Here is a 19226-nt window from a genome sequence, read left to right on the forward strand (position 1 = left end):
GCAGCCATGCAGCCGCCTTATTTTTTATGTGTCTTGTGGTTGTAGCGGGAGGGCGGTGGATATGAAAATGCGCATGGTTGCCGTGGCAATGGCAATGGCATGGCTCCTGGCGGGGTGTTTTTCTGCGCTGGCCGGCGACGTTGCCAATCGCGTCGTGGTGCACAAGGAAAAACGCATCCTGCAGCTCTACCGTGGGGATGAGATGCTGCGTGAGTATTCGATCGCGCTTGGCGGCAATCCCATCGGCCATAAGGAGCGCGAAGGCGACCGGCGAACGCCCGAGGGCCTCTATGTTCTCGACTGGCGCAACGACAAGAGCGGCTATCACCTGTCGATACATGTCTCCTATCCCAGACCCGAAGACATCGCGGCAGCGGCAGCCAAGAACGTCGATCCCGGCGGCATGATCATGATCCACGGCCAGCGCAATTATTTCGGCTGGCTGGCGTTTATGACGCAGATGTTCGATTGGACGGATGGCTGCATTGCGGTTACCAATGCCGAAATGGACGAAATCTGGGACATGGTTCCCAACAACACCCCGATCGAGATCAATCCGTGAGTGACGACAAAGCCCTCTATCCGCCGGTCGAGCCGATCATGGCAGGCATCAAGGGCCTGTGTCCACGCTGCGGCCAGGGAAAGCTGTTCGATGGCTTTCTGACGGTCAAGCCGGCCTGCACGAGCTGCGAACTTGATTATCGTTTCGCCGATTCCGGTGATGGTCCTGTTGTCTTCGTCATTCTGATTGTCGGCTTCATCGTCGTCGGCGCCGCGCTCTGGACGGAGGTCAATCTCAGTCCTCCGCTGTGGCTGCATTTCCTGCTCTGGATACCGCTGGCAATCGCCTTCAGCCTCGGCCTGACGCGCATGCTGAAGGGTATCCTCATCAACCTGCAATATCGCAACAACGCGCGGCCTGGCGAGATCGATCGTGGCTGAAGTCTTGACCAAAAAGAAGGGCAGCCTTGTCGGGCGAGTCGGCGCATTCGTCCTGCTTGCGACAACCTTCGCGATCCTCATCTCGCTCGGCACCTGGCAGATGCAGCGGCTGCATTGGAAAGAGGGCCTGCTCGCCGCGATCGCCGAGCGCCGGTCGGCGCCGCCGGTGACAATTGCCGACATCGAAAAGATTTTGGCTGAAGGCGGGGATATCGATTACCGCACGGTTTCGGTCCCCGGCGGATTCGACCACAGCCGCGAGCGGCATTTCTTCGCGACCTATAACGGCCGCACTGGCTATTACATCTTCACGCCATTGAGGCTCGATGACGGTCGTTTTCTGTTCGTCAATCGCGGGTTCGTCCCGTTCGAGCAGAAGGAGTCTTCGACCCGGCTCGCCGGGGAGCTCCCGGCCTCCGTTGCCATCAACGGCCTCGCCCGGCCGAAGCTCAGCGAAAAGCCGTCATCGATCGTTCCGGACAATGATCTCGCCAAGAACATCTTCTACTGGAAGGACCTCGACGCGATGGCGTCGTCGGTCGGGCTTCCCGCGGACAAGGTCCTGCCGTTCTTCGTGGACGCCGATGCGTCGCCCAATCCGGGCGGTCTGCCGATCGGCGGCGTCACGCAGTTCGATCTGCCCAACAGCCATCTGCAATATGCTCTGACCTGGTATGGCCTTGCCGCAGCGCTGGTGGTTGTCAGCGGTGTCTTCGTCTTCAGGCGCAAGCCATAGGCGGTCCGTCGACGCCATGTTATCCCTGACCGACGCAGTTGGGGGATATGGGGAATGGCTTTGATTTCAACGATCCTGATCGTGCTGACAGCGCTGTTGCATCTCGGCTTTCTCCTGCTGGAAATGTTTCTCTGGACAAAGCCGCAGGGGCGTTCCGTCTTCCGCATGACCGCGGAGCAGGCGGAGGCGACCCGGGTGCTCGCCGCGAACCAGGGGCTTTACAACGGCTTCCTCGCAGCTGGACTTTTGTGGTCTCTCATACAGCCGGATGCGGCATTTGCCTTCGAGTTGAAGGTGTTCTTCCTTGTGTGCGTGATCGTTGCCGCTATATATGGCGCTTGGTCGGTCAAGCCGCGCATCCTGCTGATCCAGGGCGGTCCGGCCATTGCAGCCCTTGTTTTCGTTCTACTGGCATCCTGACCCATGGCATCATCCGCGGCAAAATCTCCGATCACCATTCGCCTCTGCGGGCCGCGCGGTTTCTGCGCCGGTGTCGACCGGGCGATCCAGATCGTCGTCCTGGCGTTGAAGGAATTCGGCGCGCCGGTCTATGTTCGCCACGAGATCGTGCACAACCGTTATGTTGTCGAGGGGCTTGAGGCCAAGGGCGCGATCTTCGTCGAGGAACTTGACGAAATCCCGCCGGAACATCGCAAGCAGCCGGTGGTGTTTTCCGCCCATGGCGTGCCGAAATCGGTGCCCGCGGATGCCGACACACGCAATCTCTTCTATCTCGACGCCACATGTCCGCTGGTCTCGAAAGTCCACAAGCAGGCCATGCGTCATAATCGGCTCGGCCGCCACGTGGTGCTGATCGGCCATGCCGGCCATCCCGAAGTGATCGGCACGATGGGCCAGCTGCCGGAAGGTGCCGTCTCCCTGGTCGAGACCATCGAGGATGCCGACGTCTACATGCCGCCCGACCCCGACAATCTCGGTTTCGTCACCCAGACGACGCTTTCCGTCGACGACACGGCAGGCGTCATCAAGCGGCTACACGAACGCTTCCCCAACCTGACAGCGCCCGCTGCGGATTCGATCTGCTACGCTACCACCAACCGCCAGGAGGCGGTCAAGCAGGCGGCACCCGGCTGCGATCTGTTTCTGGTGGTCGGCGCGCCGAACTCGTCGAACTCCAAGCGCCTGGTCGAAGTGGCGCTGAAGGCCGGCGCGAAGAAGTCGGTCCTCGTTCAGCGGGCGGCCGAAATCGATTGGGAGACGATCGGCGACATCTCGACCGTCGGCCTTTCCGCCGGAGCATCGGCACCTGAGGTGATCGTCAACGAGATCATCGAAGCGTTCCGCGAGCGCTACGATGCCGTCGTCGAGCTTGCCGACACGGTCGAGGAAAACGAGAACTTCCTCGTCAACCGCGAAATCCGCCATGTGCCGCTGACCGCGGCGGATATGGCCTTCGTCAACGGCGAATAATCCACCTATCTTGCCAGCCTATCTTGCCCGCCCATCTTTGAAAGTGAACAACCGTGGCAGTGTATACCGATATCACGGAAGACGACCTGAGCGCCTTTCTGGAGGCCTATGACGTCGGTCAGCTGACGTCCTACAAGGGCATTGCCGAGGGCGTCGAAAACTCCAACTTCCTGCTGCACACGACTAAGGGCGCCTACATCCTGACGCTCTACGAAAAGCGCGTGAATGCCGGTGATCTGCCGTTCTTCCTCGGGCTGATGCATCACCTGGCCGATCGTGGACTTTCCTGCCCGCTGCCCTTGCCGCGCGCCGATGGCGAGCTTCTGGGCGAATTGTCCGGTCGTCCGGCCGCCGTGATCTCGTTCCTTGAAGGCATGTGGCTGCGCAAGCCCGAGGCCAAGCATTGCCGCGAGGTCGGCAAGGCACTGGCCGAGATGCATCTGGCAGGCCAAGGTTTTGACCTGAAGCGCCCCAACGCGCTCTCGGTCAGTGGCTGGCGGCCGCTCTGGCTCAATTCAGAGGCGCGCGCCGATGAGGTGCAGGTTGGTCTGAAGGACGAGATTTCCGCCGAACTCGCGCATCTCGAAAACCACTGGCCGAAGAGCTTGCCGGACGGTGTCATTCACGCCGATCTGTTTCCCGACAATGTCTTCTTCCTCGGCGACCAGTTGTCCGGCCTGATCGACTTCTATTTCGCCTGCAACGACCACCTCGCTTACGACGTTGCTGTCTGCCTTAACTCGTGGTGCTTCGAGAAGAACGGTTCCTACAATATCACCAAGGGCATGGCGCTGCTTTCGGGCTACGAGAGCGTGCGCAAGCTGACGGCCGAGGAGGTTGAAGCCCTGCCGCTGCTTTGCCGCGGTTCGGCGCTGCGCTTCTTCCTGACGCGCCTGTACGACTGGCTGATGACGCCGGCCGGCGCGCTGGTCGTCAAGAAGGATCCGCTCGAATACCTGACGAAGATCCGTTTTCACCGCGCGATCGTTTCCAGCGCCGAATATGGTCTGCGGATCGAAGAGGCCTCCACATGAAACACGTGGATATCTTCACCGACGGTGCCTGCTCGGGCAATCCGGGGCCGGGCGGCTGGGGCGCGGTGCTGCGCTATGGCGATGTGGAAAAGGATCTGTGCGGCGGCGAGGCGGAAACCACCAACAACCGCATGGAGCTTCTGGCAGCTATCTCGGCGCTCGACGCGCTGAAGAGCGAGTGCGAGGTCGATCTGCACACCGACAGCAAATATGTGATGGATGGCATCTCCAAGTGGATCCACGGCTGGAAGAAGAACGGCTGGAAGACGGCAGACAAGAAGCCGGTGAAGAACGGCGAACTCTGGCAGGCGCTGGACGCCGCCAACCGTCGTCACAAGGTGACCTGGCACTGGGTCAAGGGCCATGCCGGCCATCCTGAAAACGAACGTGCCGACGAACTCGCGCGCAAGGGCATGGAGCCCTTCAAGAAGGGGCGTCGTTCGGATTCTCTTCTCGTAAAATAAAAAAACGGGCCGTCAGGGCCCGTTTCCATTTGCTGGTATCTGCTCTCAGAGCTGTTCCAGGATCGCCGCAGCCCCCGATACGGTCGCCTGGCCCGGGCTTTCTTCGAGGTTGAGCTTCGTGACCACGCCATCTTCGACCAGCATGGAGTAACGCTTCGAGCGGATGCCGAGCGTGCCGGCCGAGAGGTCGATGTCCATGCCCAGCGCCTTGGTGAAGGCAGCATTCCAGTCCGAGAGGAAGTGGATCTTGCCCATGCCGCCCGACGTCGTCGCCCAGGCGCCCATGACATGAAGATCGTTGACGGCGACCACGGCGATATCGTCGATACCGCGTGCGAGGATCGCGTCGCGGTTTTCCAGATAGCCGGGGAGATGGTTGAGTGAGCAGGTGGGCGTGAACGCGCCCGGAACGGCAAAGAGCACGACGCGTTTGCCCTTGAAGAGCTGTTCGGTCGTCACTTCCACCGGACCATCGGCGGTCTTTTCCTTGAAGGTTGCGGTGGGCAGCTTGTCTCCGACGGCAATGGTCACGGCATTCTCCTTGCGTTGCGCGTACGGCCAGACCTTCATTGCGGAAAGGCGTTGTCGCGGCTTCGAGTTGTCTTGCATCCGGCTGTCTCCGGCGGTCGTCGTTAGACGCAACCACCTGAAACGCCTGGACTATAGAGCTGCATCAATCAAAGGCAAGGGTCGTTTCCATGCTGCGCTCACCGGCGCGAACCGTGAGGATGACCGGCTTTCCCTTGAGTGTCTTGTCCTTGGCCGAGAGCCGCACGGGGATCTCGGCGCGAAGCTCGGCGCCACTCGTCTGGGTGACGACGGGCTTGCCGAAGGCGACGCCGGAAGGGCCAGCCAGAAACAGCTCGCGATGATCGCTGCCCCTATCCGGTGGCAGTTGCAACGTCAGCTCCACCGCTGCCTTCTGCTCGTCATAGACGGCTGTTGTCACCTTGAATTCCTCGGACGGGGCCTCGGGCAGGGCAGCGACCGCGCCATCGATGCGGGCGGCATCGAGCGGATTGTCGAAGTCGCCCTGCTTGAGTGTCAGCTCCAGTTTGCCTTGCACCGGAATGCAGATGTCCTCGCAAATCCCAAGAAACACCGAGGCGCGGATGTTCACGTCCCCGTCACCGTGCACGCGCTTCAGCGTCAGCGGAAAGGCAACGGATTTGTCATAGCCGACATAGTGCACGACACCATCGTCGAATGTCTTGGGAACGGGAAAGCCGATCTTGTCGAGGACGACGCCCTCGGTTGGATCAAGGGTGATCTGCGGAGGAATACCGCTGGCGCCGGGCTCGCGCCAATAGGTCTTCCAGCCGGGGTTCAGCTTGACCTCGAGCGTTGCCGGGATCGTGCCATCCTGTTGCGGCGGGGCGGCGACGAGACGGACCATGCCGCCTGTCGATGTCATCCATTCGCTTGTCGCAGCCTGGGCGCCGACGGGCAGAAAAAATGCAACAAGAAGGCTTGCCCTGCCGATGCGCTGGACCATGTTCTCATATGTGGGGCGTTTGATCATGGCCAAAGCAATATCGCTTTTACCGGCAGCGCTCCAGACGCCCCTTTGGGCGCGGAGATCATAAATGTTTGATCAGGCAGGGCACGGTAAACGCGCTACGTGCATTATTTGGCGGTCGCGACGTTGAAGCGCTTTTCATTTCGCGGCGAATTGGTAGGCTATCTGCATTATGGCAATAACCATGGCACAGAAGAAACGGGAACGCGGTTTCCTTGACGGTCAGTTCCTGATCGCCATGCCTGGGATGTTTGACACGAATTTTGCCCGCACCGTCATTTTCATCTGCGCCCATTCGGACGACGGCGCCATGGGCTTCATCCTCAATCGGCCGCAGCAACTGACCTTCCCGGATGTGCTGATGCACCTCGACATCCTTGACGAGGATGAGGCTATCCGCCTGCCGGCGATGACGCGTGACTTCCAGATCCAGGCCGGTGGGCCGGTCGAGACCGGACGTGGTTTCGTCCTGCACTCCGACGACTATTTGAGCGATTCAAGCATCCCTGTCAGCGACGATATCTGCCTGACCGCCACACTCGACATCGTCCGCGCAATCTCGCGCGGAGAGGGGCCGCATCGCGCCACGATGATGCTGGGCTATGCGGGCTGGGGGCCGGGCCAGCTCGAAGCGGAAATCACCCAGAACGGTTGGCTGACTTGCCCCGCGCGCGACGAGTTGATCTTCGACAAGGCGCTTGGCGATAAATACGATCGCGCTCTCGCTTTGATGGGCGTCAGCCCGGCGATGCTGTCGATCGAAGCCGGCCACGCCTGAAGCCAGGCGCTGAGAATACCGACAATCAATGTAGGTGTTGCACGTCAACCAGATTGGCCCGTGTGGCCATCGGGCTGCGTCCTATCCGCAGCCCGCGGTTGCTTCGCCCTTTGCGGGCCTAAGCCCGCTTCATCAGAGGAAACCGCTCTTTCAACAATCGTTGGATCGACTCCGAGCCGATCGGCGGGCCAAACAGGAAGCTCTGGCCATAGTCGCAACCCATCTGCGCGAGCTGGATCGCGTCCTCCTCTGACTCGATGCCTTCGGCCACTACCTGCATTTCAAGTTCGCGCGCCATTGTGATCACCGAGCGCAACAAAATGCCGCGTTTGTCGCTCGGGTCTCGCACCAGCGCCTTGTCGATCTTGATCGTGTCGAAGGGGAATCGGGTGAGATAGGAGAGCGACGAGTGGCCCGTGCCGAAGTCGTCGAGCGCCAGCTTCAGCCCGGCCTCCTTCAACTTCTCGAGCACCAGCCGCGCCTGTTCCGGGTTCTCCATCACGAGAGATTCCGTCAGTTCCATCTTCACCTTGGTCGGGTCGCAACGGTTCTTGTTGAGAACGGCTCGAATGTCGTCATAGAGCTCGTTGTTGAGCAGCTGCGCGCTGGAAAGGTTGATCGACACGAAGATCGGCAGGTCGCCGGTTTGGATCTGCCATTCCGTGAGGTCGCTGGTTGCTTTGTCGAAGGCGAACATTCCGAGCTGGTTGATCAGGTCGGAATTCTCGGCGATCGGGATGAACTCGGTCGGCGAGACGTTGCCGCGCTTGGGGTGGTCCCAGCGCATCAGCGCCTCGAAGCCGGCGATCTCGGCGTCGCTGAGCCGCACGATCGGCTGATAGACCAGCGACAGTTCCTTACGTTCGATCGCGCGCTTGAGATCAGCCTCAAGCTGCATGCGATCCGAGCCGGAAGTCCTGAAGGCCGGGCGGAAGGGCTCGACGCGGTTGCCGCCTTCCTTCTTGGCGCGGAACATCGCCAGCTCCGCATCGTCGATCAGGCCGGCAGCGCTCTGTTCCTGGTCGAGCCACGAGACGAGGCCGATCGAGGCGGTGAGATTGATTTCCCGGTTGCCGTAGTTGAGCGGCACCATGATCGCCTTGCTGACTGCGTCGGCGAAATCGGCAACCTTGGCAGGATCCCGTTCCGACATCAGGATCAGCCCGAACTGGTCGCCGCCGAGGCGCGCGAGCGTATCCTGCGGACGCAGCAACCGGCGCAACCGGCGCGTCAGTGCGATCAGGATGTTGTCGCCGGCGGCAATGCCGAGCAGGTCGTTGACCTGCTTGTAGCGGTCGATGTCGATGGCAAGCACGGTCGGACGTGCCGTCGTCGTGCTGTCGGCCATCAAGAGGATCGATTGCAGGCGGTCGAGGAAGACCTGCCGATTGGGAAGGCCGGTCAGATTGTCATGCAATGCGTTGTGCAGCAGGCGTTCGACCGAATTGCGCTGCTCGGTGATGTCGATGATCGTGCCGACGCAGCGGATGATCTCGCCATTGGCGCCCAGCACCGGGCGGGCGCGGATCGACAGCCAGTGGTAATGGCCGTCCTCCGCACGCACGCGGAATTCGTGGTTGAGCTTGCCGCGGCGATGTTCAAGCAGGACATCGAGGGTGGCGCGGAAGCGATCGCGATCGTCAGGGTGCAGCCGCGGCAGCCAGTTGCGAAGCGGCCCGTGCATCGAACCCATTGAGAGGCCGAGCTGCAGCGAGATGTCGGGAATGGTGACCACCCGGTCGCGTGCCACGTCCCAGTCCCAGACCGTGTCGCCGGAGCCTGTAAGCGCCAGCGACTGGCGCTCGAGATCGGAAAACAGGCCCTGTTGATAGGCGCCGCCGGCAAAGGCGTGCTGCATGACGGTAAAGCCGATCAGGAGCACGATGAGAACCAGGCCGCCGCCAAGCGCCGGCTGAACGATGTCGTTCGCCAGCTGGCCGGTGACAGTCAGCCAGGCGCCGAACAGCCAGACAAGAATGAGCAGCCAGGCGGGTACCAGCAGGATGGCGCGGTCGTAGCGGTTGAAGCCGAGATAGGCGATCAGCACGATGCCGACGGTTGCCGTCAATGCAAAGGAGAGGCGGGCGATGCCCGATGCAATGGCCGGATCATAGACGGCAACGCCGAAGAGCAGGCCGAGGCCGAGGATCCACGCGAGCGTCGCGTAGCCCAGATGCTGGTGCCAGCGATTGAGGTTGAGATAGGTAAACAGGAAGATCACGAGGCCCGCCGCCAGGAAGACTTCGGTGCCCGCGCGCCATATTCGCTCGTCGCCGGCCGTCACGCTGATGAGCTTGGAGAGGAACCCGAAGTCGACGCAGATATAGGCAAGCACTGCCCAGGCAAGTGCTGCCGTTGCCGGCAGCATTGACGTTCCCTTAACCACAAACAGGATTGTCAGGAACACGGCGAGGAGGCCGGCGATGCCAAGCACGATGCCGCGATAAAGCGTAAACGCGTTGACCGTGTCCTTGTAGGCGTCCGGCTGCCAGAGATAGATCTGCGGCAGTTCCGGCGTCGCCAGTTCCGCGACGAAGGTGATGACGGCGCCCGGGTTGAGGGTGATCTGGAACACGTCCGAATCGTCGCTCGGCAGCCGTTCGAGTGCGAAGCCCTCGCTCGGCGTGATCGACAGGATGCGCTGCGACCCGAGGTCAGGCCAGAAGAGTTTGGAATTCACCAGCCGGAAATGCGGCGCGACGATCACCCGGTCGAGCTGCTCGCCGGAAACATTGGCGAGCGCGAACACGGCCCAGTCGCCCTGGTGGTTCTCGGTGCTGGAGCGCACCTCGATGCGACGGACAATGCCGTCGGCACCCGGCGCCGTCGAAACCTGGAAGGCTTCGCTGCGACCGCTATAGATCTCGGTCGTCGCGGTCAGGTCGAGTGCGGTGTCTTCGCGCGAAATCTTGACGGGCTCAAGTGCATGGGCAACGCCGCCCAAGGCGCCGAAAAGTGTCGTGAGAGCGATCAGAAACGCTGCCAGCTTCGAGGCTGACCATGCGAAGGGCGAGCGGGTTAGAGGCATCAAAGGGGCAATTTCCTGTTCGGTACGGCATCATCGGACAGGAGGGAGAAAAGCACATGGTCACGCCATTGCCCGTTTATCCTCAAGTACTGTCTTAAGTAGCCTTCACGCTCAAAACCGGCCTTTTCAAGGAGCCGGATGCTTCTTGAGTTCTCCGGAATACAGGCTGCTTCAATACGGTGCAACTCAAGGCTCGAAAAGATGTAGGGAATTGCAAGCTTGAGGGCGGCAAACATATGACCGTGGCCGGCGTGGCGCTCGCCCATCCAGTAGCCGATCATGCAGTTTTGCCCGGCGCCGCGGCGGATGTGGCCGATGGTGAGCCCGCCGAGCAGGGTTTCGGCAGGCTTGTGGAAAAGAAAGAGCGGCACGGCCTGACCGGAGGCGAATTCCTGCTCGTTGCGGATGACGCGGCTGCGAAAGGCGCTTTCCGTCATCTCATCGGCGCGCCAGCTCGGTTCCCACGGCTCGAGAAAGCTGCGGCTCTCGCTTCTCAGCTGGTACCATTGGCGATAGTCGGCGTAACGGGGGAGGCGGAGCAGATAATCCTGATTGGCGATCTCGACCGTCTCGGGCTGCCGCGACAGGAACCGAAAAACCGATCGTGTCATATGTGCCTCCGAGGCCTTCCAGTTGAACGCGCGGAGTTTCCTGACCGCCCGGCGCACAGTGCCCCTCGCGCTGTCGCAAATCCAAGCGTTGCACAACTTTGCGCACAAATCGAATCCGATTTTACGAAAAGTCGCAAACACTTCGCCGACCGGGCGCTATCGTTCGCCCGGTCGAAACCCGGTGGCCGGTTCAGCTTGCGACGGCGTGTGCGACCGCGGGCTTTCCTGTCAGTGACGACAGGATATCGTTGATCGGCGCCAGCTGTTCGAGCGGCCCGATCGCCGACAGCGTCGGGGTGGTGTCGAAGAACAATCGACCTGCCAGATCGGTCAGGCGTTCGATGGTGATGCCGGAGAGGCGTTCCATCAGCTCGTCGTTCGGGATCGGACGGCCGTAGAGCATCATCTGGCGGGCGATCTGGCCTGCGCGTGCGGCCGGGCTTTCCTGGCCCATCAGCAGCTGAGCGCGGATCTGGGCGCGGGCGCGCTCGATTTCCTGCTGCTCGATGTTCATCGACGACTTGCGCAGCTCGTCGACGATGACAGGCATCAGTTCCGGCAGGTTTTCGCCGCCGGTCGCCGCATGCACACCGAAGATGCCGGTATCGGAGAAGCCCCAGTGGAAGGCATAGACCGAATAGCAGAGGCCGCGGTGCTCGCGCACTTCCTGGAACAGGCGCGAAGACATGCCGCCGCCCAGAATGTTGGCGAGAATCTGCGAACAGTAGAAGTCACGGGCGTGGTAGGCCTTGCCTTCGAAGCCGAGCAGGATCTGCGCGTCCATCAGGTCGCGGGTTTCGCGGCTTTCGCCGCCGGTATAGATCGCCGTCTCGAGAACCGGCGTTGCCAGCGGTGTGCGCGGCAGGGTCGAAAAGCGTTCCTCGACCTGGCGCACGAAAGCCTCGTGCTCGACGGCCCCGGCGGCAACGACGAACATCCGGTCGGTGGTGTAGTTGCGGCCGAGATACTGGCGGATCTGGTCTGCCGAGAACGACATCACCGTGTCGGGCGTGCCGAGGATCGGGCGTCCGACCGTCTGGTTGCGATAGGCGGTTTCGGCGAAACGGTCGAAGACGACGTCATCGGGCGTGTCGTCGGCAGCACCGATCTCCTGCAGGATCACCTGCTTTTCGCGGCGCAGCTCTTCCTCGTCGAAGCTCGATTCGGTGAGGATGTCGGCAAGAATATCGACCGCCAGCGGCACATGGTCCTTGAGAACACGCGCATAATAGGAGGTCGTTTCGGTCGAGGTCGCGGCGTTGACTTCGCCGCCGACATTCTCGATTTCCTCGGCGATCTGGCGCGCGGTGCGCCGGCCGGTGCCTTTGAAAGCCATGTGCTCAAGCAGATGGGCGATGCCATGTTCGCCCACGGTTTCGTTGCGTGAACCCGATTTAATCCACACGCCGAGCGCCACGCTTTCGAGATGCGGCATATGCTCGGTTACCACCGTCAACCCGGAAGGGAGCCGGGTGCACTCAACTTTCATCATACGTTTCTTCTCGTTCTTACCCCTGGAGGCGGGTGCGCTCGCCGATAAAGGTCTCGACGCTCTTCAGATCCGCTTCCAGGATATCGAAACGCTCCTCCCTGTTCATCAGGTCAGCAAGCCACGTCGGAAGCGCCGGGTCAATACCACTTGCCGATTTTACGGCGTCGGGGAATTTGGCGGGATGGGCGGTCGCGAGCGTCACCATCGGGGCCGAAGCCTTCTCGTGCTTGGCCGCCACGAAGACGCCGATGGCGCTGTGCGGATCGAGCAGGTAGCCGGTCTCTTCCAAGGTCTTGGCGATGGTCTTGGCGACCTCTTTCTCGGAGGCGCGGCCGGCGCGGAACTCTTTGCGGATCGCCTTCAGCGCCTTTTCGCGGATGGCAAAGGAGCCGGACTGCTTGAGGCTGTCCATGGCAGAGCGGACTTCGGCCGGGTCGCGATCGTTGGCTTCGAACAGTAGCCGCTCGAAGTTCGACGAGATCTGGATGTCCATCGACGGCGACGTGGTCGCCCTGACGCCACGCATTTCGTAGCGGCCGGTCTTCAGCGTGCGGGCGAGGATGTCGTTTTCGTTGGTGGCGACGACAAGCTTGTCGATCGGCAGGCCCATGCGCTTGGCGACGTAGCCGGCGAAGATATCGCCGAAGTTGCCGGTCGGCACGGTGAAGGAGATCTTGCGGTCCGGCCCTCCGAGCGCAATGGCGGTGGTGAAATAATAGACGATCTGGGCCATGATCCGCGCCCAGTTGATCGAGTTGACGCCTGAAAGCTTGACGCGGTCGCGGAAGGCGACATCGTTGAACATGCCTTTGACGAGGTCCTGGCAGTCGTCGAAATTGCCTTTGACGGCGATGGCGTGGACGTTGCCGGCCTTCGAGGTCGTCATCTGCCGCTGCTGGACCGGCGAAACCTTGCCATGCGGGAAGAGGATGAAGATATCGGTGCGCTCGCGCCCGGCAAAGGCGTCGATGGCCGCACCACCGGTATCGCCCGAGGTTGCGCCGACGATCGTTGCCCGTTCGCCGCGCTCGGCAAGCACATAGTCCATCAGGCGGGCGAGCAGTTGCATCGCCACGTCCTTGAAGGCGAGCGTCGAGCCGTGAAACAGTTCCATGACGAAGGCATTGGGACCGGTCTGGACGAGGGGGGCGATCGCCGGATGACGGAACGTGGCATAGGCCTCGTCGATCATCTCGCGAAATTTGGCCGAGGGGATTTCACCGTGGATGAAAGGCTCGAGGACGGCGAAGGCGATGTCCTGATAGGATTTGCCGCGCAGCGCCCGGATCTCTTTCTTGGACAGGGTCGGCCATTCCTTGGGAAGGTAGAGACCGCCATCGCGCGCAAGGCCCGCAAGCAGTGCATCGCAAAAGCCGAGGGGGGCGGCCTCGCCGCGCGTCGAGATATACTTCACCATCCTAGTCCTTCGTCTTGCCTTCGGATCGCGGCGACCCTATGCGAACCGGCCGCGGTGCGTCTGTCTTATTGCGTCAGTCCTTGACAAAGTCCCCACGCATTCTTGTCACCCGTGCAATTTCCGGTCTCAAGCGTCGTTTCGGAAAATTCCGATCGAGGCGTTTGACCCAATCGATTTTTCAATTCGCCGCTGCTATAGACGATGCCCGAAGGCCATGAAAGGCCTTCCGGCCGAGATTTCGGTCAAGGAGTTTCAACCGGTTCAGTAGAGGTTGTTCAACGTGTTTGGCAAAGTATCCCGGCCTGTCCTCGCAATATCATTTCTCGCGATCCTCGCCGGCTGTAACAAGACGCAATCCGGTGGAGCAATCGATGCGGGCGGCAGCGCCGCCGCCCCGACACCGGCCGTTGTCCAGGCCGCATGCCCGCAGGTAATCCTGAGAGACGGCACCTCGTCGTTCCGGACCTACGCAAAGGGCGGTAAGGACGACCCAACCAAGGTCATCTATCAGGTGTCACTTGCCGATACGACGCGGCAATGCGTGCTGAGTGAGACTGCCATGACGGTCACCGTTGTGGTTCAAGGCCGTGTCGTCAGCGGTCCGGCCGGCGGCCCCGGCAAGGTCACCATGCCGATCCGCGTAGCGGCAACGGATGAAGAAAAGACGCTCTATTCCGAGTTGGTCCAGCACGTGGTCGAGGTCCCCGCAAGCGGTTCGACCCAGTTCGTCTTCACCAAGACGGACGTCGCACTGCCGGCTGGTTCCGGTTCCAATGCCAAGGTCTACGTCGGCTTCGATGAAGGTCCGCCGGCCAAGCGCAAGAAGTAAGCGGCTGTATCCACTGCCTGAAACGAAAAACGCCGGGGCATGCCCCGGCGTTTTCATGTCTTGATGCTAAGCGATCACTCGGCCGCGACGCTCTTGCCGCCTTCCCACTTGTAGAGGGAGAAGGCCTGCGAGGTCAGGTCACCGGCTTCGCCGTAGGTGAGCTTGCCCAGCACCGTGTCAATCGCCTCGCCGGACTTGATCGCGGTCGCAACCGCAGTCGCATCCTCGGCGGAACCAGCCTTCTCGATGCCGGCCTTCAGCACCTGCACGGCGGCATAGGCGTTGAGGGTAAACGCTTCGGCCGGAATGTTCTTGGCCTTCAGCGCCTCGACGGCCGGAGCCGACGCCGGGTTGCGGGTGGCGTCGCTGGCATTGGTGTAGATCGTGCCTGTAGCCGCTTCGCCGCCGATTGCCCAGAACTCGGTGTTCGACAGGCCGTCGCCGCCGAAGATCTGTGCGGTCACGCCCTGGTCGCGCATCTGGCGTGCGAGCAAGCCACCTTCCGGATGGTAGCCGCCGAAATAGACGACATCGACCTTTTCGGCCTTCAGGCGGGTGACGATGGCGCTGAAGTCCTTGTCACCAGGGTTGAGGCCTTCATAGACGACTTCGGTGATGCCGCCGGCGTTGATGCCCTTCTTGAAGCCGTCAGCAAGGCCCTTGCCATAGGGCGCCTTGTCGTGCAGCACGGCGACCTTCTTGTCCTTGAGGTTCTTGACCACATACGCGGCGGCAACTTCGGCCTGCTGGTCGTCGCGACCGCAGGTCCGCAGCACGTTCCAGAGGCCGCGCGTCGTCAGGTCAGGTGTGGTGGCCGTCGGCGTCACCATCAGGATGCCGTTTTCGGCGAGAACGTCGGAAGCTGCCATCGACGTGCCCGAAAGCACCGGGCCGACAACGAAGCGGATGCCTTCACCCGCTGCCTGGTTTGCCACCGACACGGCCTGCTTGGGGTCGCCGGCGTCGTCCATCATCTTCAGGACGATCTTTTCGCCGTTGATGCCGCCGGCCTTGTTGATCTCTTCTGCGGCTGCTTCCGCGCCGTTCTTGACCTGCTCGCCATAGGCCGCGACCGGGCCGGTCAGCGGCGTGATGACGCCAACGGTGATATCGGCAAAGGCGAGCGGCCCGAAGGCAACGCTGGCTGCCAGGGTCAGGCCCGTCAACAGTGAAAGACGCATGGTGTTTCCTCCTAGAAATACCCCTTGTGGGGCTTGGCTGATATGGCCCTCGTGCGCGGTGCGAAAACCGGGGAGATCTTCGGAGAGACAGTGATCACACATCAATGTGACATCGTGTCCCTCGGCGCCCAATCCGACGCCCGCCGTGATGGCCGAGAGCTTTTTCCCGCCCCGGTGAAATAGTCCGGGGCGAAAGGGATCTGCAGGCGGCTTGCGCCCGCGTGTGCCGGTTCAGGCCGTCATCGATTCCGACCATTCGGAAAGAGCGGCGATCACGCCCGGCAGGGCCGACATGCGCGAAATCACCGTTTCGGCGCCTGCTTCAGTCAGCTGGTCGGCATGCGATGGGTGGGTGTGCGAGCCGCCGGTAAAGCCGACGACGCGCATGCCGGCCGCGCGCGCACCATGAATGCCGTGCACCGAATCCTCGATGACCAGGACCCGGGAAGGGGCGACGCCCATCTGCTTGGCGCCGTGCAGGAAGATATCCGGCTTCGGCTTGACCCGGTCGGCTCCCAGGTCGCGGGCGGAGTAGATGTGACGGCCGAAGTGGTCCTTGATGCCGACCTTGCCGAGCATCATGGCAAGGCGGGCCGAGGTCGAGTTGGAGCAGATGCAGTGCGGCAGCTTGAGCTGCGCCAGCATCGGCTTGACGCCGTCGATGATGTTGAGGTCGCGCGCAAGACGCTCGTCGAGGATGGCGTCAACCTTGCTGATGAGCTGGGCCGAAAGCGGGACGCTTGCTTCCTTTTCGATCTGCAGCAGCGTGTTCTGCCAGGTCATGCCGGCGAAGCGCTCTGCCATTTCCTCGACGCTGATCGGATAACCGGCTTCGGTCAAGAGGGCCGCTTCGACTTCCGAGGCGATGATTTCCGAATCGACGAGAACGCCGTCGCAATCGAAGATGATGAGATCGATACCGTTCATTTAAGTCAGTTCCCTGGGAGAAGGAGGCGCCGCAGGCAGGGGGAGGGTCTCTTTCGCGGCGCGTGCTTTTGTACGCCGAAGGTTTATACGATGGCGGCCGAAATCTCAACCTTTGGAAATCGTCGAAAGGCCGCTGTCGCTTGCTCGACAGGCCCTGCCGGCCCCTCTAGATGTAGCCGATGGACAAGCAACGGGACGATACGATCGCAAGCCGCATCAGCCGGGCACTGGCCGAGAGGATCATCTCGGGTGCGCTGACGCCGGGCGAGCGTTTGCGCCAGGACCACATCGCTGAGGAATTCGGCGCAAGCCACGTGCCGGTACGCGAAGCGTTCAGGCTGCTGGAGGCGCAAGGGCTTGCCGTCAGCGAACCGCGTCGCGGTTTTCGAGTGGCAGCGTTCGATCTGAAGGAGGTCCGCGAGGTCGCCGAAATGCGGGCGGTTCTCGAAGTGCTGGCGCTGCGCCATGCGATCCCGCATCTGACGGCCGCCATCCTCGAACGGGCGGAGGCGGCCACGGTCGCGGCCGATACGTCGCGCGACGTCCGCTCCTGGGAGGCTGCCAACCGCGCCTTTCACCGGTTGCTCCTTACGCCCTGCGGCATGCCGCGGCTGCTGGCCTCGATCGACGATCTGCATGCGGCGAGCGCCCGCTTTCTGTTTTCGGCCTGGCGGAGCAGCTGGGAAGCGCGCACCGATCACGATCATCGCGCGATCCTTGCCGCCTTGCGCGAAGGGCGAGGCGACGAGGCGGCGAAAATCCTCGAGCGCCATGTCGGCTGGATCGGCAAAACGCCGGTCAAGACCGCTACGGGCGCGACGCGAGAGGCGTTTTCCATCGTCGGATAGGCTTCCAGCGCAGCCGTTACGTTCCGGCTGCGGTCTCCTTCGGAAAATTATCTATAATTTTGTTTTTCTCTATTCTGCAGTCTGTTGCGAGCTTGCTGGTGTGAGTTCGTGCGCCGTTTTCGCGCGGCCTGCGGATTGACCGCCCCGCCTTCTGACGCTAGTGGGAGTCGTATTATAGATAGAATCAAAAATTATCTATAATTTAAAAACAACCACGGAGACCCAGATGTCCAATCTCGCTTCCGCCCACGCGCCCCTCTTTGATCCGCTCCGCCTCGATGGCAAAACCTGGCCTGTAAAGGCCCTCTTTGTGCTGCTTGGAACCGGTTTTCTTGCTCTGTCCTCGCAGGTCAGCGTGCCGATGGTCCCGGTGCCGGTGACCATGCAGACTTTTGCCGTGACGATGATCGGCGTCGTCTATGGTTGGCGGCTCGGCATAGCCACGATCCTTGCCTGGCTCGCCGAAGGCGTGATGGGCCTGCCGGTTCTTGCCAACGGCGCTGGCGGTCTTGCGCATTTCGCCGGACCGACGGCCGGCTATCTTGCGGCCTTCCCTCTGGTTGGTGGACTTGCGGGATGGCTGGCACAGCGTGGCTGGACCGGTGATCGTGTCATTCTGAGCTTCTCCGCCCATTTCGCCGCCAACATGCTGTGCCTTGTTCTTGGCGCTGCCTGGCTTGCGACGTTGATCGGTTTCGAGCAGGCAATCGCCCTCGGTGCCGCACCCTTCGTGCTCGGCGCTGCGCTGAAGTCGGCGCTTGCTGCAGCTGTGCTGAAGGCCGTCCAGCGCTATGCGCAGAAGCCGAAGGACCTCATTTGACCGTCCGGCTGCGCGGGCACCATCTGCTGTGTCTGCTGACGTTCGTGGGCGAGGGCTATACGCCCTCGTTCACCCGCAACTATGTCGGGATTGCCAAGCGCCTGTCCGCCGGTGAAAGCATAACCGTCGTCGATGGCCCGGACGATATTTGTGCGCCAATGCTGTGCGAAGCCGGCGCCCATTGCCGGGAAGACAGCATCACGCGACGGGACAGTCTTGCGCTCGCGGCGGTCGCGGACGTCCTCGACAGGTCCATCGGGTCTGGCTCGGTGCTGGTGCTCGATGCCGACAGACTGCGGCGGTTGCGATCGGCCTTCGCCGAGGGGAGAGCTGCGGCGGCCTGTGCCGAATGCGAATGGGCCGGCCTCTGCCGCAGCGTTGCCGATGGTGGTTTCGGGAATGCCCTCGTGCATGCAGCCGAGGACCCGTCTTTACTGCGGGAAGAGCTCTGAAAAGGCTTTCTCGCCGCTATCGGTGAAGCGGATGGCACGACTGTTGTTTTCGCGCTTTGCCCAGCCCTTGTCGATGAGCAGCGTCAACAGTGCCTCGCCGAGGGAGCCCGCGAGATGCGAACGGCGCTCGCTCCAGTCGAGGCAGGTCCGGCAAATCGGCCGGCGGGATTTCTTCAAGGACGCGTAGTTGATGCCGAGCGCCTCGATGCGGATCTGGCCCGCATCGGTCAAGGCGAGGTCGTCGCCTGCAATCTCGATCTGCTTGGCGGAGATCAGGCTGTCGAGCATGCGCACGCCGTAGTCACCGGCGAGGTGATTGTAGCAGACACGGGCCTTGCGCAGAGCCGGGTCCTTGGGCCCGGGGCGATGCCGGTTCATGCCGAGGCTGGCGGCAAATCCCATGAGGTTTTCGAGCATCAGCCCGACCTCGTCTTCGGCGAGCTGGTAGTAACGGTGACGGCCCTGCTTGCGCTGGGTCAAAAGCCCGCCGCTCTCGAGCTTGGAAAGATGGGAGCTCGCCGTCTGCAGCGTGATGCCCGCATGTCCGGCAAGCTCGGTCGGCGTCAATGCCCGCCCGCCCATCAGGGCGGTCAGCATGTTGGCGCGCGCGGGATCGCCGATCAGCGAACCGATGAGAGCGATGTCTGGACCTTCTTTCATACTTCGATGGTAGTCGAAGCATTGAGGGTCGGCAAGCGGGCATAGTGGCTCATCGAA

General features: G+C 61.9%; 21 protein-coding genes. 12 read left to right on the forward strand and 9 right to left on the reverse strand.

Annotation, left to right across the window (positions count from 1 at the left end; translation table 11 throughout):
* Nucleotides 1-61 precede the first annotated feature (61 nt).
* From AC07UR_RS04570 to rnhA, 7 genes are read left to right on the forward strand one after another with little or no spacing between them, the layout of a single operon-like run.
* Nucleotides 62-562, forward strand: a complete 501-nt coding sequence (locus AC07UR_RS04570) for a L,D-transpeptidase family protein (protein WP_412728312.1) — start codon at nt 62-64, stop codon at nt 560-562.
* Nucleotides 559-942 carry a DUF983 domain-containing protein gene (locus AC07UR_RS04575; protein WP_209787217.1) on the forward strand — a complete coding sequence of 128 codons (384 nt, stop codon included), beginning with the start codon at nt 559-561 and terminating at the stop codon, nt 940-942. Before AC07UR_RS04570 ends, AC07UR_RS04575 begins: the two co-directional genes overlap by 4 nt.
* Complete coding sequence (locus AC07UR_RS04580; RefSeq protein WP_209787215.1) at nt 935-1678, forward strand: SURF1 family protein; 744 nt, start codon at nt 935-937, stop codon at nt 1676-1678. The genes AC07UR_RS04575 and AC07UR_RS04580 overlap by 8 nt, the downstream gene beginning before the upstream one ends.
* Nucleotides 1679-1732: 54 nt before the next feature.
* Nucleotides 1733-2098 (forward strand): DUF1304 domain-containing protein, encoded by a 366-nt coding sequence (locus tag AC07UR_RS04585; protein ID WP_209787212.1) that lies wholly within the window; start codon nt 1733-1735, stop codon nt 2096-2098.
* A gap of 3 nt (nt 2099-2101) precedes the next feature.
* Nucleotides 2102-3109, forward strand: coding sequence for a 4-hydroxy-3-methylbut-2-enyl diphosphate reductase (gene ispH / locus AC07UR_RS04590; protein ID WP_173419229.1), 1008 nt, complete (start codon nt 2102-2104; stop codon nt 3107-3109).
* 53 nt (nt 3110-3162) lie between these two features.
* Nucleotides 3163-4143, forward strand: a complete 981-nt coding sequence (locus AC07UR_RS04595; RefSeq protein ID WP_209787210.1) for a homoserine kinase — start codon at nt 3163-3165, stop codon at nt 4141-4143.
* Nucleotides 4140-4607 (forward strand): ribonuclease HI, encoded by a 468-nt coding sequence (gene rnhA / locus AC07UR_RS04600; RefSeq protein WP_173419231.1) that lies wholly within the window; start codon nt 4140-4142, stop codon nt 4605-4607. Before AC07UR_RS04595 ends, rnhA begins: the two co-directional genes overlap by 4 nt.
* Nucleotides 4608-4652: 45 nt before the next feature.
* Here rnhA and AC07UR_RS04605 read toward each other — a convergent pair whose 3' ends face one another.
* The gene (locus tag AC07UR_RS04605; protein WP_112808529.1) at nt 4653-5138 is read right to left on the reverse strand and encodes a peroxiredoxin; all 486 of its coding nucleotides are present in this window, start codon (nt 5136-5138) and stop codon (nt 4653-4655) included.
* Nucleotides 5139-5280: 142 nt separating this feature from the next.
* On the reverse strand, nt 5281-6129 hold the full coding sequence (locus AC07UR_RS04610; RefSeq protein ID WP_209787208.1) for a protein-disulfide reductase DsbD domain-containing protein: 849 nt from the start codon (nt 6127-6129) through the stop codon (nt 5281-5283).
* Nucleotides 6130-6310: 181 nt separating this feature from the next.
* Here AC07UR_RS04610 and AC07UR_RS04615 point away from each other — a divergent pair, with 181 nt between their 5' ends.
* Entirely contained in the window at nt 6311-6904 is a 594-nt protein-coding gene (locus AC07UR_RS04615) for a YqgE/AlgH family protein (protein ID WP_412728311.1), read from the forward strand.
* Between the two features lie 118 nt (nt 6905-7022).
* Here the strand turns inward: AC07UR_RS04615 and AC07UR_RS04620 are convergent, their stop codons facing one another.
* The 4 genes from AC07UR_RS04620 to thrC form a co-directional block, all read right to left on the reverse strand.
* Nucleotides 7023-9932 carry an EAL domain-containing protein gene (locus AC07UR_RS04620; RefSeq protein WP_209787206.1) on the reverse strand — a complete coding sequence of 970 codons (2910 nt, stop codon included), beginning with the start codon at nt 9930-9932 and terminating at the stop codon, nt 7023-7025.
* Nucleotides 9932-10543, reverse strand: a complete 612-nt coding sequence (locus tag AC07UR_RS04625) for a GNAT family N-acetyltransferase (RefSeq protein ID WP_209788464.1) — start codon at nt 10541-10543, stop codon at nt 9932-9934. Before AC07UR_RS04625 ends, AC07UR_RS04620 begins: the two co-directional genes overlap by 1 nt.
* Nucleotides 10544-10733: 190 nt before the next feature.
* Nucleotides 10734-12035 (reverse strand): M16 family metallopeptidase, encoded by a 1302-nt coding sequence (locus AC07UR_RS04630; protein WP_173419234.1) that lies wholly within the window; start codon nt 12033-12035, stop codon nt 10734-10736.
* 16 nt (nt 12036-12051) lie between these two features.
* Nucleotides 12052-13452 carry a threonine synthase gene (gene thrC / locus AC07UR_RS04635; RefSeq protein ID WP_173419235.1) on the reverse strand — a complete coding sequence of 467 codons (1401 nt, stop codon included), beginning with the start codon at nt 13450-13452 and terminating at the stop codon, nt 12052-12054.
* A gap of 280 nt (nt 13453-13732) precedes the next feature.
* Between thrC and AC07UR_RS04640 the strand changes: the two genes are divergently transcribed.
* On the forward strand, nt 13733-14281 hold the full coding sequence (locus tag AC07UR_RS04640; RefSeq protein ID WP_492359728.1) for a hypothetical protein: 549 nt from the start codon (nt 13733-13735) through the stop codon (nt 14279-14281).
* Between the two features lie 74 nt (nt 14282-14355).
* On the opposite strand, the gene AC07UR_RS04645 is transcribed toward AC07UR_RS04640, so the two are convergent.
* The gene (locus AC07UR_RS04645) at nt 14356-15462 is read right to left on the reverse strand and encodes an ABC transporter substrate-binding protein (protein ID WP_209787200.1); all 1107 of its coding nucleotides are present in this window, start codon (nt 15460-15462) and stop codon (nt 14356-14358) included.
* Nucleotides 15463-15693: 231 nt separating this feature from the next.
* A complete protein-coding gene (locus tag AC07UR_RS04650) occupies nt 15694-16389 on the reverse strand; it encodes an HAD family hydrolase (RefSeq protein WP_173419238.1) in 696 nt (231 codons plus the stop codon).
* 179 nt (nt 16390-16568) lie between these two features.
* Between AC07UR_RS04650 and AC07UR_RS04655 the strand changes: the two genes are divergently transcribed.
* The 3 genes from AC07UR_RS04655 (at nt 16569) to AC07UR_RS04665 (ending at nt 18509) form a co-directional block, all read left to right on the forward strand.
* Nucleotides 16569-17237, forward strand: a complete 669-nt coding sequence (locus AC07UR_RS04655; RefSeq protein ID WP_209787199.1) for a GntR family transcriptional regulator — start codon at nt 16569-16571, stop codon at nt 17235-17237.
* A gap of 226 nt (nt 17238-17463) precedes the next feature.
* The gene (locus tag AC07UR_RS04660; protein ID WP_209787198.1) at nt 17464-18057 is read left to right on the forward strand and encodes a biotin transporter BioY; all 594 of its coding nucleotides are present in this window, start codon (nt 17464-17466) and stop codon (nt 18055-18057) included.
* Nucleotides 18054-18509, forward strand: a complete 456-nt coding sequence (locus tag AC07UR_RS04665; protein WP_209787197.1) for a DUF1284 domain-containing protein — start codon at nt 18054-18056, stop codon at nt 18507-18509. Before AC07UR_RS04660 ends, AC07UR_RS04665 begins: the two co-directional genes overlap by 4 nt.
* Here AC07UR_RS04665 and AC07UR_RS04670 read toward each other — a convergent pair.
* Nucleotides 18489-19169 (reverse strand): ArsR/SmtB family transcription factor, encoded by a 681-nt coding sequence (locus AC07UR_RS04670; protein ID WP_209787195.1) that lies wholly within the window; start codon nt 19167-19169, stop codon nt 18489-18491. The two genes, AC07UR_RS04665 and AC07UR_RS04670, sit on opposite strands and share 21 nt — an antisense overlap.
* Between the last annotated feature and the right edge of the window lie 57 nt (nt 19170-19226).

Source organism: Ensifer sp. GW821-FHT05G01, from assembly GCF_059419585.1.